The following is a 14,568-nucleotide window of genomic DNA, read 5'->3' as shown; positions in this document are numbered from 1 at the left end:
CCGACCTGCCTATGATATTGTTTTAACCCTTGCCTGTCATCCAAGCTCTGGACCGAACATCGGTGATGACAGCAGGGCCGCCGCTATGAAAACAATCTGCAGCACAATACGGAAAGACAGCTTTGGCACAGGCTTGCCGTCGATCGTCAATTTTTCCCGGGCGGCATATACGTTGGCGGGAAACATGGCAAGAAGCAGCACGGTCAAGCACACAGATGCAGCAAACGAGAAAGCCGGCAGCAGCAGGCCGATAGCCCCTGCAATTTCCAGACAACCGGTCACGGTCACAATCCATTCTCTTTTTGGAAAAAAGGGCGGGACCATCCGTATCAGATCAGGACGCCTCTTGCCCCAATGGGCGGAGGCGGCAAGCAGCAGCATGACCACTACAGCCGCCCGCAGGGAAGAATGCCAACCGTCGAAATAAGGCCAGCCAAGCAAGCCGATGCCCCGAAAGAGCACAAAGGATGAAAGCAGAGCGATAAACGGAGCCATTGTTATCCCTCCCCGGATTTAGAAGCTTTTTGCAATCATCAGATAAAGAATAACAACCGGCAGCAGAGTGGCGATGGTGCCGAAGACAGCCCACCAACGGGAAGCTCGGGCGTACTCCTCCGTGATGTACCCGCGATCCACACATGCGGCGCTATAACGGATCATGGCCCGCTGCAGGGGAAGGAGCACCGCCAGCCAGACTACGCCGGTAACCGCAAACAAGATCAACGACGCCATTAGCCAATTAAATCCCTGAGCGAGCATTTCCGTCTGAACAGCCATAACAATCCCCGATAGAATGATCAGGACGAGTCCCGGCAGAGTGAACACAAAATCGGCAAGCATGACGTTTTTGACCGCAGAGTGAATGACGACCGGATTTTTGTGCAGGTCCGCGCGAATTTTCCAGAACGCCGCCGTAACGATATTTCCGACAAATAATACGACACCGGCCAAATGCAGTAACAGCCATAAATGCATAGCGCATTTTCCTTTCTATGAAGCTATTATTTTTTCAACAGATGGGCCATGAACGCCGATAAATCCCCGGCAGCGAATGAAACGGGGAGCGCTGGCAGCGAAGCCCGAACGCGCAGACCGAAAGCGAGCAGAACGAACAATTCCGCCGTCTTGTCCGGATCGACCGACTCCTGTATCACACCGTGCTGTTGGCCGATCATAATCCATTGTTTGGACAGATGCACCGATCTCTCATAGAAGCTCCGGAGCACTTCCGCGACGGCGGGTTCATCCTCCCTGCCCAGCAAATACACGAGAACCTTATTGGTTACCTCCTCTGCATCCTCCAAGCCGGCCAGATTGTTCGAGATGATTTGCATCGGTCCGTCGAACGTTCTTCCGCCCTTCTCAACTTCGCTCATAAAATGTTCGTGGATCTCCTCCAGCCGTTCCTGCAGCACCCAGGCAAAAATTTCATCCTTGCTCTTCACATAATGGAAGATGGCCCCCTTGGACAACTGCGATTGATCCATAATATCCTTCATCGTTATAGCGTGGCAGCTTTTCTCCCTAAGCAATTGTTTTGTCGCATCCAGTAATTGCCGGATGGTTTGTTTCCTGCGATCCTCATTCTTCATAATCATTCCTCCAGACATTTTACATACTCCAATTATAAAAACCGACCGTCGGTTTGTAAATAGGTATGGCAAATATTTTTCAACAAAATAGCCCATGGGCAAAATAAGGTCTCTCATGTCCGCAACATTTGTCCAATATGCCGGGCGGGCTTATTTTTTGCTTGCATATCATTTTTTATTTTGCTATGATGACTGACGAACGTTCGTTAATTGAGGTGATAGGGTTGAAAAGCAATGAAATTAAAGAAGCCGCGTTAAAATATTTCACCATCCATGGCTATGAAGGAGCCTCCCTGTCTCAAATCGCTGAAGAAGTCGGCATGAAGAAGCAATCCATTTACGCCCATTTCAAAGGGAAGGATGATCTTTTCCTGCAGGTTTTACGTGATGCGAAAGAGACGGAGCTGTCTTCCAAGTTAGAATATTTTCGTAATATGGATTCCCGCCATCCTGAACAGAATTTATATGGTTTTCTGCAGCTGGTCATAGATCTTTTCCAAAAAAATGAGCAGTTAACGTTTTGGCTGCGGATGTCCTTCTTCCCGCCGGCTCATCTGGCTCAAGCTATCGAGAAGGAAGTGATTGATCTCGAGGAGAAGGTACAGGCGGTACTGGAGAGCAAATTCCGGGATTGGATCGATGCCGATGCCATTGTCGGAGAGGCAGCGAAAACACCGACCCTCGCCTTCTTGGGAGTCGTCGATTCCATAATGATTGAGTTAGTATACGGCAATGATAAGAGAAGGCTGAAAGAAAAGCTGGAAGCCTCCTGGACGGTATTCTGGAGAGGAATTTCGCATCATTGATACTTAGAGAAAGAAAGTGTTGATCCATGAAAAAAACAATAAAAGAACAAAAAATGGTATTAGTCATACTTCTGAGCAATATATTCATAGCATTTCTGGGCATCGGCCTCGTCATCCCCGTCATGCCGTCTTTTATGAATATCATGCATTTGTCGGGAAAGACGATGGGCTATCTTGTAGCGATCTTCGCGGTGGCACAGCTTCTGACATCTCCGTTCGCAGGACGATGGGTTGACCGTTATGGCAGGAAGAAAATCATCACCATCGGCCTGCTCCTTTTCAGCGTTTCGGAACTTATCTTCGGTTTGGCTACGGAGGTATTGTGGCTTTACCTGTCCAGGATTTTGGGAGGAATCAGCGCCGCCTTTATTATGCCCGGGGTTACTGCATACGTGGCAGACATTACGTCTCTCGAGGAGAGACCCAAAGCGATGGGTTACGTTTCCGCGGCGATCAGCACCGGCTTTATTATAGGGCCGGGCGTCGGTGGCTTTATCGCCGAATATGGCGTTCGCATGCCTTTCTTCTTTGCGGCGGCGATTGCCTTCATAGCCTGTATCTCATCTATTTTTATCCTAAAGGAGCAGCTTACCAAGGAACAGCTTAAGGAAATCTCTGCGGCTGCAAAGCATACTAGCTTTATTACAGATTTAAGAAAATCGCTTAATCCGCTTTACATTATTGCCTTTATCATCGTGTTTGTTCTTGCTTTCGGATTATCGGCCTATGAAACGGTTTTTAGCCTCTTTTCCGATCATAAATTCGGCTTTACGCCCAAGGACATAGCCACCATTATTACGATAAGCTCCATCTTCGGCGTTGTTGTGCAAATCTTCATGTTTGGAAAAATGGTCGATATTCTCGGTGAGAAGAAGCTGATCCAATTATGTTTGATTTCTGGCGCCATAATGGCGGTCGTATCTACCGTAATCTCGAACTTTTGGGTCGTGCTGGCCGTAACCTGCTTCATCTTCCTCGCCTTTGACCTGCTTCGTCCGGCATTGACAACCTCCCTATCCAGGTCTGCCGGCAAAGAGCAAGGATTTGTGGCGGGAATGAACTCCACCTATACGAGCCTGGGTAATATCGTCGGGCCTGCGGTCGCTGGAATATTATTTGACTTAAACATCCATTATCCTTATCTTTTCGCTGCTGTCATTATGGCCATCGGACTCGGGATTACAATGATGTGGAAGGAGAATCCGATGGGAGAAAGCTTGCAGGAATAATCGGAAGAGCCTTGGGCGCCGAAGGAACCAACCCGGTTCCTTCGGCGCTTTTCCGCTTTTGCGAAGGCCCGGACCCTGTTTGACTACACCGGAAAGCAGCGCCCTCACGGAGGCTTCATCGGCTATTTATAAGTCTGGTCTTGACCGAAATGTTAAAAAGGGGTAAAAAGAAGGGAGTGAAGAAAGTTTTCCCAGAAAAAGGAGCATGTAGGAGAAGAATGAAGGTCGCCCACATTCTCGGTTTGCTTCATATCGAACCGGTTGGGCATTTTCAGGTCTTACGCACAAGGTACAAGGTACCCTGTGACGAACAGACGGCCTTTCTGACCCTCATGACAATCTATGAACCTTAATTTATTGAAAGAAACGACGACCGGCAACGGGCAGCGGCCGGTTACGATCATTGCTATTGTTACCGCACTCTGTCTGCTCGGAGATTCCATGCTGTACATCGTACTGCCTATTTACTGGAAAGAAGCCGGCCTCAGTGCATTATGGGAGGTCGGCGTTCTCCTGTCGGTGAACCGTTTTATCCGCCTGCCATCGACGCCGCTAATCGGTCTGCTTTACAGAAAAATGCCTCTACGCATCGGACTATTCCTTGCCGTGCTGCTGGCTGCTGCAACGACAGTCGGTTACGGACTTTTCGATGGATTTGCCATATGGCTCATTCTCCGAGGCCTGTGGGGGATAGCCTGGTCTTTCCTGCGTATGGGCGGCTATTTAACCGTTATCCGTTACTCCGACGATTCGAATCGGGGGCGATTGATGGGACGCTTTAACGGAATATCCCGGCTCGGAAGCCTCGTTGGCATGCTGGCCGGCGGCATTCTCGTTCCATTGTGCGGCATGGATGCCGTCTCCATCGTATTCGGCTTGTTCATGCTGGCAGGTCTTCCCTATGTCGCCCTCTACATTACCGGCGGTAAAGCAAATGATACCGAAGCTTCGCAGATGCAGAAGGAAGACCGGAGCATAAGCAGAAGGATTTGGACCAAGCCAGTTATCATAATCATCGCTACCGGCCTGCTGCTTTATCTTATCCAGACAGTCATGGTCGCCACTTTAAGTCTGTTGATCGAAACCAACTATACTCAGCCAATGATGCTGATCGGCATAGTCATGACGAGCACGATGCTGGCAGGCATACTCCAGGCGGCCCGCTGGGCGTGGGAGCCGTTCCTCGCCGCCTGGGTCGGCAGGCGCTCGGACGGCCCGAAGGGTCGGCTGCCCCTCTTCTGCCTGGCGCTGGTCGTCTCGGCGGCCGGATACGCCTTGGTGCCTTGGAACCTTCCGCTGTACGCTTGGTGCGCGATTATCTTGTTCATCATGGCGGCCAGCACAGCCGTCTCCACTTTATTGGACGCCTTGGCGTCGGATGTCGCCCGGCTCTCTTCCGTCGTAGCGGTCATGACCGCTTACTCGGTGGCTACCGATCTAGGCTCCGCGCTGGGCCCGATGTTGACATACTTGTTGGTCGGCCTGCCTAACGGAATGTTGTATCTTTATCTGGGAAGCGCGATCGTTCTTCTCCTTATCGCCTTATGGCACCGGCCATCCGCGAAGCCGACCACGGACGCTGTCCGGCAAGACCGGGGCGTCCAGCCCTGAAGCGCGGCTAACGGCCTCGATTGGACTATGCCGCTTCTATCTGAATAGTATCGTGCCCAAGCCGAGCTATCATTGTGAAAATTTAATCGTTGGAACTTGCCTCCAATACTGTCGGATCCCCTCCTCTCGGACGATGATTCCCAGCTTGGCAAGTTCCTTTTTCAACTCTATAATTTCCTCATTATCTTTCTCCTATTTATTTTCTCCCGTGCAATCTCATATCCCGACTTCCCAAAGACGACCAAATGCTTGCCGTCCCCGCCCTTTAAAGGTTACCCCGGGTTTAGCAAAAAAAGATGATAATCATTCATTATAACGATTTGTTAAATTGTCCGCATCGTATTTGGGGTGCTAGAATAAATGCAAAAATGACTGGAGTGATAAAGGATGGAAAATTATCAAATAACCGCTGCGCTGAACACCGCCATTCTTATGAGGAAGGGACAAGATTTTTAATAAAGACTGAAGTTTGGAGGTATCTTTTATAAATAATCTCGGGAAGTTTTTAAGCTACTACAAACCGTATAGAAAGGTATTGTTTGCGGATTTGTTCTTTGCCTCGCTGGCTTCGATTACCGTGCTTGCCTATCCCTTGCTGATTAATCAAATAACAACCAAAGCCATAAGCGATGAGGGAATCGCTACAGAGTTGGTTATTAAAATGGCCGGGATCTTTTTGTTATTGATGATAGTGGAGTATGCCAGTAACTTCTATACCGACTATTTCGGGCATGTGATGGGGGCCAGGATGGAGTCCGACATGCGAAGCGATTTGTTTCAGCATGTTCAGAAGCTTTCGTTTAATTATCACGACAACACTAGAACAGGACAACTCATGTCACGTATAACGACAGACTTATTCGATATATCGGAGCTTGCACACCATGGGCCGGAAGATACGGTTATTTCTCTAGTGAGAATTGCAGGATCGTTCTGTATTTTGCTAAGCATTAACTGGCCGCTCACTTTAACCATTTTCCTCATTTTACCTATAATGCTTATTTTTGCATATCACTACAGCGTCAAGATGAAACACGCTCTCAAAAAGAACAAGGAACGGATAGCGGACATCAACTCTCAAATCGAGGACAGCCTGGCCGGAATCCGAGTGGTCCAAGCCTTCGCCAACGAAGAAATCGAAATGGATAAATTCAGAAGCAGCAGCAGCCGTTTTTTGGAAAGCAGGAAAAACACTTATTGGGTAGAGGCCCTGTTCTTTAATGGCTTGACCGGGTTCACTGCCTTCATTAATATTTCCGTTGTGATTGTGGGCGCCGTTCTTATCAGTTATCATCAGCTGCTTGTGACCGAACTGCTTACCTTCTTGCTATACATCAACACCCTGATCGATCCGGTGAAGAGATTAGTGAACTTTACCCAAAATCTTCAGAATGGGGTCGCCGGATTTGAACGTTTTATGGAGATTCTGAACATTGAACCGGATATTGCAGATGCCCCGGATGCGCTCGTGTCAAGCCGTGTAAAAGGAAAAGTGGAATTTATCAACGTGGGCTTTCAGTATGCCGTCGGTTCGCATTATGTGCTCAGCCGTATAAACCTGAAGGTAAATCCCGGTGAATATGTTGCGCTTGTAGGTTCATCCGGAGTTGGCAAAACGACCCTTTGCAGTTTAATTCCGCGTTTCTACGAAACCAGCGAAGGGACGATTGAAATTGACGGCACGGATATAAAAAAGATCAAGCTGAAGTCTTTACGTGACCAGATCGGGATCGTACAGCAGGATGTGTATTTGTTCTCTGGCACTATTAAAGAGAATATATTATACGGGAAGCCCGGAGCTACGGATGAGGATGTGATAGAGGCTGCCAAGCATGCAAATGCCCATAAGTTTATTATGGAGCTTCCGGATGGTTACGATACCTATATCGGGCAGCGCGGGATCAAGCTTTCCGGTGGTCAGAAACAGCGCATCAGCATCGCTCGTGTATTTTTGAAAAATCCTCCTATCCTTATATTCGATGAAGCCACCTCCGCCCTGGACAATGAGAGCGAGAGAGTCGTTCAGGAAAGCTTTGACAAGCTGGCCAAGAACCGCACGACCTTCGTCATCGCACACAGGCTGTCCACTATCCGAAGCGCGGACAGGATTATTGTCCTCTCGGGACAAGGGATTGCGGAAGAAGGCACGCATGTCAAGCTTCTGGAAAGCAACGGGATCTATGCCAAGTTCTACAGAATGCAGTATGATCAAGCGAACGTACCTTGAATCTCCTTGATCGGTTAAGAGCGGCTCGCAAACCGTGGGCTGCTTTTTACCGTTTCCTCTCGTATCGGTCCTAGTTGTGAACATTTACTGAAAATGCCTAGTAATCCCCCTCTGGTTACATATTTATTATTTTTCCCTTGAATCACACGTAACGTGTTGTTTTATACTTGGGATAACTCAAAGAAAGGGGTGCGTCAATGTACTCGATCGGGCAGTTGTCCAAGAAAACAGGTGTCACGGTCAGAACGCTGGATTATTATGATGAGGTTGGTTTGGTCGTCCCATCTTCCGCTACGGATGGGGGGCACCGTTTGTACAGCGAGAACGATGTTTTGCGGTTGGAACAAGTGTTGGCTCTTAAATATATGGGCTTTTCCCTGCAGCAGATTAAAAAGATTTTAAAAGAGTCTACCGTATCCTGGCAGCAATCGATAGATCAGCAATTAGCCATGGTCAAGCAGCAGCAGATACGATTACAGGCTCTTGAAAAAGCTTTGGAAGGCGTGCTGTACTCCATTGAATTTGAGGGGGAAGTGAATTGGTCCATAATTTTTGAAATGATCCGCCTGTTTCAGCATGACCCGGAATGCGCCTTCCGTATGTTTGAAAAGCATTTTAATAACGAAGAGGCCAAAGAGATTGTTCGCTTGAATGTCCGATTGGGCAAAGAAGATCTGCGCAAATGGCATGATATTATTCTTGAGATTCAAGCTCATCTCGATGAGGACCCCGGCTCGGATATATCCCAATCCTTGGCTAATCGGTGGTTGGAGCAGGTCCGGAGCATGTTTGGAACGGATGAGTCGCGCCTGGATAAAATGTGGGAGGTTGTGAAGGACCAGCAGGATGGCATCGCTTTTTATCCAATGAATGCGGAGGTCGTTCAATTTCTCGAACGTGCGGCTGCGATTATGCATGAGAGACAAACAAGCGGTGGGTTAGATTCGCTTTCCAAATAAACTTTTATTATCTGGAAACATATAACTTAGCATTCGGAGGTGCAGGATGATCCTGGATGTGAACGGGATGACGAAGGTGTTTCCCGGTCCTGACAAAACCAAGATAAAGGCGAACGACCGGCTAACCTTTCATATTAAGGAAGGGGAAATATTCGGACTGTTAGGTCATAACGGGGCGGGAAAGACGACGATCGTCAATCAAATTATAGGTTTATTGACTCCTGATGAAGGTGAAGTTACTTTATTGGGAAAATCCGTTCAAGAATCGCCTACTCGGGCAAGATCGCTTTGTTCCGTACAGCCTCAATCTCAGGTTCCCTTGGGATTTCTTACTCCGGCGCAGGCGGTTACGCTGATGGGTAAAATGCGGGCCGGAAAAAGGTTTGATCCGAAGCGGATGGAAATGCTCTTTGAAAGCTTGGATATGGGTGAGTGGATAAACAAAGAAGGACAAAAGCTGTCAGGCGGCGTTCGCAGGTTAACGGCTTTTTGTATGGCGGTTATTTCCCCGGGAAAGCTGGTCATACTGGATGAACCGACCAATGATGTGGATCCCGTTCGCAGGCGCTATCTTTGGCAAGTGATCCGGGAATTAACCAATGATGGAACCTCCGTCATATTGGTGACCCATAATGTCGTTGAAGCGGAAAAAGCGGTTGACCGAATAGCTATATTGGATAAAGGAAAGTTCCTTGTACAAGGGACACCCTCTGAAATAAAGAGCAGCATAAGTAATCTAATGCGCATGGAGATCACTCTAAACAGGGAGTTTACGGATTCCGAACTGCCGAATTGGGTGCATCTGTCGCATCGTAAAGGCAGCCAGCTGCTATTTTCCATTCATCCGAATTCCGCGCCGCTGGCGATTAATTGGGCAGGCGAACAGGTTGATAAAGGACTTGTTGCGGACTACTCCTTGTCCCCTACAACGATTGAAGATGTTTATATCGAATTAACTTCAAGAAAGGGGCAGGTCCAATGAACCAGATATTTAATCAGTATAAATACGTTTTCCAAATGCAATTTCTTAGAAATTCCGGTTATTTGATTTTCTTCGCTTTGATTCAGATCCTGCTGGCTATAGGGATTGTGATCGGTTTTACATATTTAATCCCAAACCCGGATCCGGACAGTATCCTTTTTCTGGCAACCGGTGCGCCTACTCTCATTCTGATCGTAACGGGCCTGGTTATTCTCCCCCAACAAGTTGGCACTGCCAAATCAGACGGTTATATGGAATTTATACGGACGTGGCCTATCCATCGTGCAGTCATTCTCGGAGCAGATACGACGTTATGGTTATGTATCACCGTTCCGGCTATCGCTGTTTCTTCAGCCGTTGCCCACTTCATGTTTCAACCCGGGTATGACGTGTCGTGGACCGTTATTCCGGCGCTGCTAATGATTGCATTAACGTCCATTGGCGTGGGATACGGACTTTCCTACTTGCTGTCTCCGGAAGCTTCTCTATCGGTTTCCCAAGTCATCGTGTTTGGCGCTCTCATGTTCTCGCCCGTCAATTTCCCGATGGAGCGATTGCCGGAATGGCTTCAGGCCCTTCATCAAGTTTTGCCCATATACTCCATGGCCGAAGTGATGCGCTCCTCTTTGGCGGCATCCACTTTCACGGCAAGTACAGGAAATTACATCAATTTACTCCTGTGGTGCGTGGCGGGTTATGGAGGCGCTATTTATATTTTAAATAAGAAGTAAGGACGACATGTTCTCCTAGCGATAGAATTCTTTATCACATTCCCCTACTGCTTCAGACAACCTGCTGTCCGGCACAATACATGCCTTTCTCAACTAATAGCCCCTGCCCTGTTCTTAGCACTCCATCTTATTTCTTCAATGACTAACCCAACTTTGCCGATTTACTCCCAAGATCGGCCAATACTTTCCGTACCAATCTGTCCCCAGCCTCAGCACGGGCAATGAATTTCCTCTTCTAGATATTGATCGGAATGAATGTCTTTTTCGTATAGACGTTGCCAAAATCTTGCTTTAGAGTTACACTTGAGATAATCGGGTCGTGAAGCACACGCCGCTTCGATACTTATGTATCGGGGCGGTTTTTTATTGTTATAATCTCGAAAAAGGTGGTGGGCATGATGCCGGCATTCGAGCAGAAATATGAGGAATGGCTGGAATCGAACATTGTGCAGGAGACAAATCCGAGAAGGCGCGAATTACTTGAGAAGGGGCTGGGGCACGGAACTACGGAATTTCTGCGTTCCGTTTGGTTTCCCGCTGTTCAACATTTCGATCATTTGTATCCCGAATGGGAGGTGCGTGATTTTCATGACGGATACCGCTACGTCGATCTAGCTTATATGCCCGGGGGAATGAAAGGCGGGATTGAAATTCAGGGATACGGGCCTCACGCCAGGGATCTTGATGTCAAGCGTTTCAAGGACCTGTGCTGGCGGCATTGCCTGCTGGCCCTCGACAATTGGATTTTCTTGCCTATCGCTTATCTTTCTATTAAGGATGAGCCTCGTCGCTGCCAGCAGCTTGTTCTTTCCTTCATTGGCAAATTCATGGCAACGGATGTACCGTCCGAGTTGGCTTGCCTTGAGGCGGAAGCCGTTCGCTTTGCCCGGCGCCAGATGCGGCCGTTCACACCTATGGAATTGGCGGCTCACCTGCGAATATCTGACCAATACGCCAGACGGATTCTGCATAAGCTCGTGGAACTGAAGCATTTGGAAGTGACGAGCGGGAATAAGCGATATCGCAAATATTGCTTATGAAACATACAACCGTTATTCGGGCAAAATGGAGCTTCTACATTTTCTAACGAAACCAGAAATCGCTATTCGTCAAAATAAAAGGTATTGAAGCCTTCTTTCGTCCTGATAACGATTCTGAGTTTCGTTATTTTGGAAATGGCATTAATTTTGCGGCAGTAGCGGTTCTCAGTTTCGTTAGCGACATTCAATAAATAAAATGGAGAGCCACCCGAGCGGCAGCCCGGATGGCTCGACTGATACTAGAGTCAAAGATTGGAATGCGAGTGGAATCACATGATCATGCGGATCAAAAAATTGAAGATGATTATCTTCTATTAAGAAGTCTATCAACTTTTCTTTCAATATTTCTGACTTCCCGTTTGATTTCTCTTAAACCGAATCTGGGGTTATCCAACTTTCTTTCGATTCTTCTGACTTCACGGCGGATTTCTCTTAAAATCATCTCTCTCACCTCCATCAGGTTGATAGTTAATCATATTCATAGAGATAGAGAAAGTAGTATGCGAATGAATTGCTTAATACGCTGAATTTTTCAATGTATTATTCTTACTTCCAGACGCTTGTTGTTTTTGCCTTTGCTCTTCACGTCGGTGATCTCCATTCGGCCGATCTCTCCGGTCCGCTGCACATGGGTTCCTCCACAGGCCTGTTCATCAACAGAATCGATAGAGACCAGGCGGACATGAGTAACGGAAGGCGGCAGCAGACTGACCATGGTCTTAATCAAGCCGGCGATATTCTCCGCCTCTTCCCTGCTTACCGTACGGTACGAAATCGGATGGTCCTCTTCGATCAGACGATTGGTTTCACTGACAATGTCGGCCAGCTGCTCCGGCGTCAGATCATGAAACTGGTTAAAGTCTATGCGGGCCCGGTCGGGATAAATCTGATTGCCGCTGCATAACGCTTCGAACTTCTGATAGACCACCGAACCGAGCACATGCAGCAGCGTATGGTGCCGCATCAGTCCATACCGGCGCTCCCAGTCGATTCGGGCAAGCGCGAGGCCTTTGTCCAGCTTCCCGGCCTCTTTCACATAGTGGACGATTTGTCCCTTCTCCCGCTTCACCTGGTAAACCTCGAAGGCTTGCTCCCCTTGCACCAGCACGCCTGTGTCATGCTCCTGCCCGCCGCCTGTCGGATAGAACACGGTTCGGTCCAGAATAACTTTGTCCTCTTCGATGTCTACTATCTCCACCTCGCATTCCTTGAGATAGCTGTCCGCCAAAAATAATTCCTTCAAAGCTCATCTTCCTCCCTATAGAAGTTATTTCACTAACTACTTCAAATAAACGGAAGAAAAACGGTTCGACACGAAGTGAACCGTTCATGTGGGATATCCCTCCGAGGAGAGCATCCTACTTACGTAGTTATATTTCTACCTACTATAATTCAGGATTTTGAATATGTCAATATTTCCATTCTTGACGTAGTGCTTTTCCTCGGGCGGCACAGTCTCACCCCGGGTTCACCATCCGCTTCGGACAGTGAATCCGGGTAGATAAGCGATTTGGCAATTTGCGACACCTCGCACCCTATAGCTTCTGCCGCTTCTTGGGCCGTTCGGGTGCTATCCGGCAGTTCCATAACCTGATTGTGATACCCCATTTCAGACAACAGGTTCTGTACTCGCCTCGCGCTTTCTTTTAACAGATTCATTCCTACGCTCCTCTTCTCTACAAAATAGAAATTAGCTTTGCGGGTTAGGGCTGTCACTGCCTGCATCCAGCAATGCGGCATTGATGCCGTTCAGGAAAGCTACTGCGCTGGCCTTGATGATATCCGTGTCCATGGCGCGTCCGGAGTAGATTTTGCCTTGGTACTCGATACGGATATTGACCCGGCCGACCGCTTCTTTGCCCCGGGACAGGCTGTTTATTTTGTAATCCTTCAATTGGACCTCCAGCCCCGTCAATGTTTTCAACACACTGTAGAGGGCATCGATCGGACCGTCGCCAACCGCGCTGCCTTTGAACGTCTCGGAGCCCTTCTTCAATTTGGCCGTAGCGGTAGGATACAGATCGTTCGTTACTACTTGAAAGGATTCCAGTTCGTACAGATGGCTGCTGTTTTCATTCAAGGTGCGGTGACTGGTCACCAGGTAAAACACATCGTGGTCGTAAACTTCTTTCTTGGCATCGGCCAAAGTAAGAAATTTGGCGAACAGCGCTTCGAAATCTTCGGCATCGCCCGGATCGAAGCCTATCTTCTCAACTGCGTTCTTGAAGGCATGCCTTCCGGAACGGGCCGTCAGGATCAGCTCCATGCTTTCCGCCCCGACCTCCTCGGGCGACATGATCTCATAGACCTGACGGTCTTTCAGCAGTCCGTCCTGATGTATGCCGGAAGAATGGGCAAAAGCGTTCTCGCCGGTAATCGCTTTGTTCACCTGCACATCAAGTCCCGTCAAATGGGTCAGCAATCTGGAAGTTCTGAGCAGCTCTGTCGTCTTGATCCGGGTGGAGCAGTGATAATGGTTTTCCCTCACTTTGAGCCCCATCACAACCTCTTCCAGCGATGTATTGCCTGCCCGTTCTCCCAAACCGTTGATGGTGCACTCGACTTTATCGGCTCCGTTATGGATCGCACTGAGTGTATTGGCCGTCGCCAGCCCCAGGTCGTTATGGCAGTGAACGCTAAGGATTACGTTTTCGTTCAAATTTTTTAAACGCTCGTTAATGCGCCGGATCAGATCGCCGAATTCCTCCGGAACGGCATAGCCCACCGTATCGGGCACGTTGATGATGGTGGCCCCCGCTTTGACTACGGCCTCGATCGTCTGCCACAAGTATTCGAAGTCCGATCGCGACGCGTCTTCCGTGGAGTACTGCACTTCAGGAAGCAAAGTTTTGGCGTACTTGACCGCATCTACTCCCATCTGCAGAACGGCTTCCTTGGAACGGTTAAATTTTTTGTCGACATGGATGTTTGAGGTACCCAGCACGATATGAATGAACGGATTTTGCGCAAGCTTGATGCTCTCATATACGGCATCGATATCGCTCTTAACCGCCCGCGCAAGAGCGGTAATCGATACGAATCTCCTACGGTGCGGACAATTTCCCGGACCGCGTTGAAATCTCCGGCGGAAGAAGCCGGGAATCCCGCTTCGATGATATCTACATTAAGCCGCTTCAATTGCTGAGCGAACTCAACTTTTTGATTGACGTTCAGCTTGGCGCCCGGCACTTGTTCGCCGTCACGCAATGTGGTGTCCAGCACGATGATATTTCGGTTCATCTCTGTTTCCTCCCTAAACCTTTTTGGATATCTATATGTCAAGCGGGGTTGATTAAACCCGGACTTTAATCAACACTGGACAGTGAAAAGTTCTTGTCGAAAAATTCATGGGAATAAAGGTTAAAGGTGCATACAGGAAAAGTAACCCAAT

Annotated in this window: 14 protein-coding genes and 2 pseudogenes; 8 read left to right on the top strand and 8 right to left on the bottom strand. The window is 48.4% G+C overall.

The annotated features are described in order from the left end of the window. Positions 1-36: 36 nt before the first annotated feature. Genes ACTHRH_RS11620 through ACTHRH_RS11610 form a run of 3 tightly spaced genes read right to left on the bottom strand, consistent with a single transcriptional unit; the run spans position 37 to position 1,592 of the window. Positions 37-495, bottom strand: a complete 459-nt coding sequence (locus ACTHRH_RS11620; RefSeq protein ID WP_440415621.1) for a DoxX family protein — start codon at positions 493-495, stop codon at positions 37-39. An 18-nt stretch (positions 496-513) separates the two neighbouring features. Then, positions 514-975: a DUF2269 family protein gene (locus ACTHRH_RS11615; protein WP_150959991.1), complete on the bottom strand. Its 462-nt coding sequence runs from the start codon at positions 973-975 to the stop codon at positions 514-516. 26 nt (positions 976-1,001) lie between these two features. Further along, positions 1,002-1,592, bottom strand: coding sequence for a TetR/AcrR family transcriptional regulator (locus ACTHRH_RS11610; RefSeq protein ID WP_144933435.1), 591 nt, complete (start codon positions 1,590-1,592; stop codon positions 1,002-1,004). A 224-nt stretch (positions 1,593-1,816) separates the two neighbouring features. Here ACTHRH_RS11610 and ACTHRH_RS11605 point away from each other — a divergent pair, with 224 nt between their 5' ends. The 3 genes from ACTHRH_RS11605 to ACTHRH_RS11595 all read left to right on the top strand — a co-directional run bounded on the left by ACTHRH_RS11605 (position 1,817) and on the right by ACTHRH_RS11595 (position 5,238). After that, positions 1,817-2,398: a TetR/AcrR family transcriptional regulator gene (locus tag ACTHRH_RS11605; RefSeq protein WP_144933434.1), complete on the top strand. Its 582-nt coding sequence runs from the start codon at positions 1,817-1,819 to the stop codon at positions 2,396-2,398. 26 nt (positions 2,399-2,424) lie between these two features. Continuing rightward, positions 2,425-3,627, top strand: a complete 1,203-nt coding sequence (locus tag ACTHRH_RS11600; protein WP_144933433.1) for an MFS transporter — start codon at positions 2,425-2,427, stop codon at positions 3,625-3,627. 357 nt (positions 3,628-3,984) lie between these two features. Beyond that, the gene (locus ACTHRH_RS11595; protein WP_379291608.1) at positions 3,985-5,238 is read left to right on the top strand and encodes an MFS transporter; all 1,254 of its coding nucleotides are present in this window, start codon (positions 3,985-3,987) and stop codon (positions 5,236-5,238) included. Between the two features lie 69 nt (positions 5,239-5,307). Here the strand turns inward: ACTHRH_RS11595 and ACTHRH_RS11590 are convergent. Continuing rightward, positions 5,308-5,418 (bottom strand): annotated as a pseudogene (locus ACTHRH_RS11590) (CysS/YqeB C-terminal domain-containing protein); the annotation flags it as partial. A gap of 304 nt (positions 5,419-5,722) precedes the next feature. Here ACTHRH_RS11590 and ACTHRH_RS11585 point away from each other — a divergent pair. From ACTHRH_RS11585 to ACTHRH_RS11565, 5 genes are all read left to right on the top strand, one after another. After that, the gene (locus ACTHRH_RS11585) at positions 5,723-7,465 is read left to right on the top strand and encodes an ABC transporter ATP-binding protein (protein WP_379291672.1); all 1,743 of its coding nucleotides are present in this window, start codon (positions 5,723-5,725) and stop codon (positions 7,463-7,465) included. A 197-nt stretch (positions 7,466-7,662) separates the two neighbouring features. Beyond that, positions 7,663-8,424 (top strand): MerR family transcriptional regulator, encoded by a 762-nt coding sequence (locus ACTHRH_RS11580; protein WP_379291610.1) that lies wholly within the window; start codon positions 7,663-7,665, stop codon positions 8,422-8,424. 46 nt (positions 8,425-8,470) lie between these two features. Then, positions 8,471-9,406 (top strand): ABC transporter ATP-binding protein, encoded by a 936-nt coding sequence (locus ACTHRH_RS11575; protein WP_440415617.1) that lies wholly within the window; start codon positions 8,471-8,473, stop codon positions 9,404-9,406. Then, positions 9,403-10,137: an ABC transporter permease gene (locus ACTHRH_RS11570; RefSeq protein WP_379291614.1), complete on the top strand. Its 735-nt coding sequence runs from the start codon at positions 9,403-9,405 to the stop codon at positions 10,135-10,137. Before ACTHRH_RS11575 ends, ACTHRH_RS11570 begins: the two co-directional genes overlap by 4 nt. Before the next feature lie 398 nt (positions 10,138-10,535). Next, complete coding sequence (locus ACTHRH_RS11565; protein WP_379291674.1) at positions 10,536-11,177, top strand: transcriptional regulator; 642 nt, start codon at positions 10,536-10,538, stop codon at positions 11,175-11,177. A 304-nt stretch (positions 11,178-11,481) separates the two neighbouring features. On the opposite strand, the gene ACTHRH_RS11560 is transcribed toward ACTHRH_RS11565, so the two are convergent. The 4 genes and pseudogenes from ACTHRH_RS11560 to ACTHRH_RS11545 form a co-directional block, all read right to left on the bottom strand. Continuing rightward, on the bottom strand, positions 11,482-11,619 hold the full coding sequence (locus tag ACTHRH_RS11560) for a hypothetical protein (protein WP_379291616.1): 138 nt from the start codon (positions 11,617-11,619) through the stop codon (positions 11,482-11,484). 90 nt (positions 11,620-11,709) lie between these two features. After that, positions 11,710-12,420: an alanyl-tRNA editing protein gene (locus ACTHRH_RS11555; protein WP_379291618.1), complete on the bottom strand. Its 711-nt coding sequence runs from the start codon at positions 12,418-12,420 to the stop codon at positions 11,710-11,712. A gap of 149 nt (positions 12,421-12,569) precedes the next feature. After that, the gene (locus ACTHRH_RS11550; protein WP_379291620.1) at positions 12,570-12,836 is read right to left on the bottom strand and encodes a hypothetical protein; all 267 of its coding nucleotides are present in this window, start codon (positions 12,834-12,836) and stop codon (positions 12,570-12,572) included. Between the two features lie 31 nt (positions 12,837-12,867). After that, positions 12,868-14,417: pseudogene (locus tag ACTHRH_RS11545) on the bottom strand (2-isopropylmalate synthase). Positions 14,418-14,568: the final 151 nt, after the last annotated feature.

It is taken from the genome of Paenibacillus sp. SAFN-117 (genome assembly GCF_051966115.1).
Classification (GTDB): domain Bacteria; phylum Bacillota; class Bacilli; order Paenibacillales; family NBRC-103111; genus Paenibacillus_L; species Paenibacillus_L residui.
This window is presented reverse-complemented; position numbering and strand designations above follow the sequence as displayed.

Bases quoted from the DNA above. Each gene is read 5' to 3' on its own strand.
- ACTHRH_RS11620 (WP_440415621.1), bottom strand. From the start codon at position 495: ATGGCTCCGTTTATCGCTCTGCTTTCATCCTTTGTGCTCTTTCGGGGC.
- ACTHRH_RS11615 (WP_150959991.1), bottom strand. From the start codon at position 975: ATGCATTTATGGCTGTTACTGCATTTGGCCGGTGTCGTATTATTTGTC.
- ACTHRH_RS11610 (WP_144933435.1), bottom strand. From the start codon at position 1,592: ATGAAGAATGAGGATCGCAGGAAACAAACCATCCGGCAATTACTGGAT.
- ACTHRH_RS11600 (WP_144933433.1), top strand. From the start codon at position 2,425: ATGAAAAAAACAATAAAAGAACAAAAAATGGTATTAGTCATACTTCTG.
- ACTHRH_RS11580 (WP_379291610.1), top strand. From the start codon at position 7,663: ATGTACTCGATCGGGCAGTTGTCCAAGAAAACAGGTGTCACGGTCAGA.
- ACTHRH_RS11575 (WP_440415617.1), top strand. From the start codon at position 8,471: ATGATCCTGGATGTGAACGGGATGACGAAGGTGTTTCCCGGTCCTGAC.
- ACTHRH_RS11570 (WP_379291614.1), top strand. From the start codon at position 9,403: ATGAACCAGATATTTAATCAGTATAAATACGTTTTCCAAATGCAATTT.
- ACTHRH_RS11565 (WP_379291674.1), top strand. From the start codon at position 10,536: ATGCCGGCATTCGAGCAGAAATATGAGGAATGGCTGGAATCGAACATT.
- ACTHRH_RS11560 (WP_379291616.1), bottom strand. From the start codon at position 11,619: ATGATTTTAAGAGAAATCCGCCGTGAAGTCAGAAGAATCGAAAGAAAG.
- ACTHRH_RS11550 (WP_379291620.1), bottom strand. From the start codon at position 12,836: ATGAATCTGTTAAAAGAAAGCGCGAGGCGAGTACAGAACCTGTTGTCT.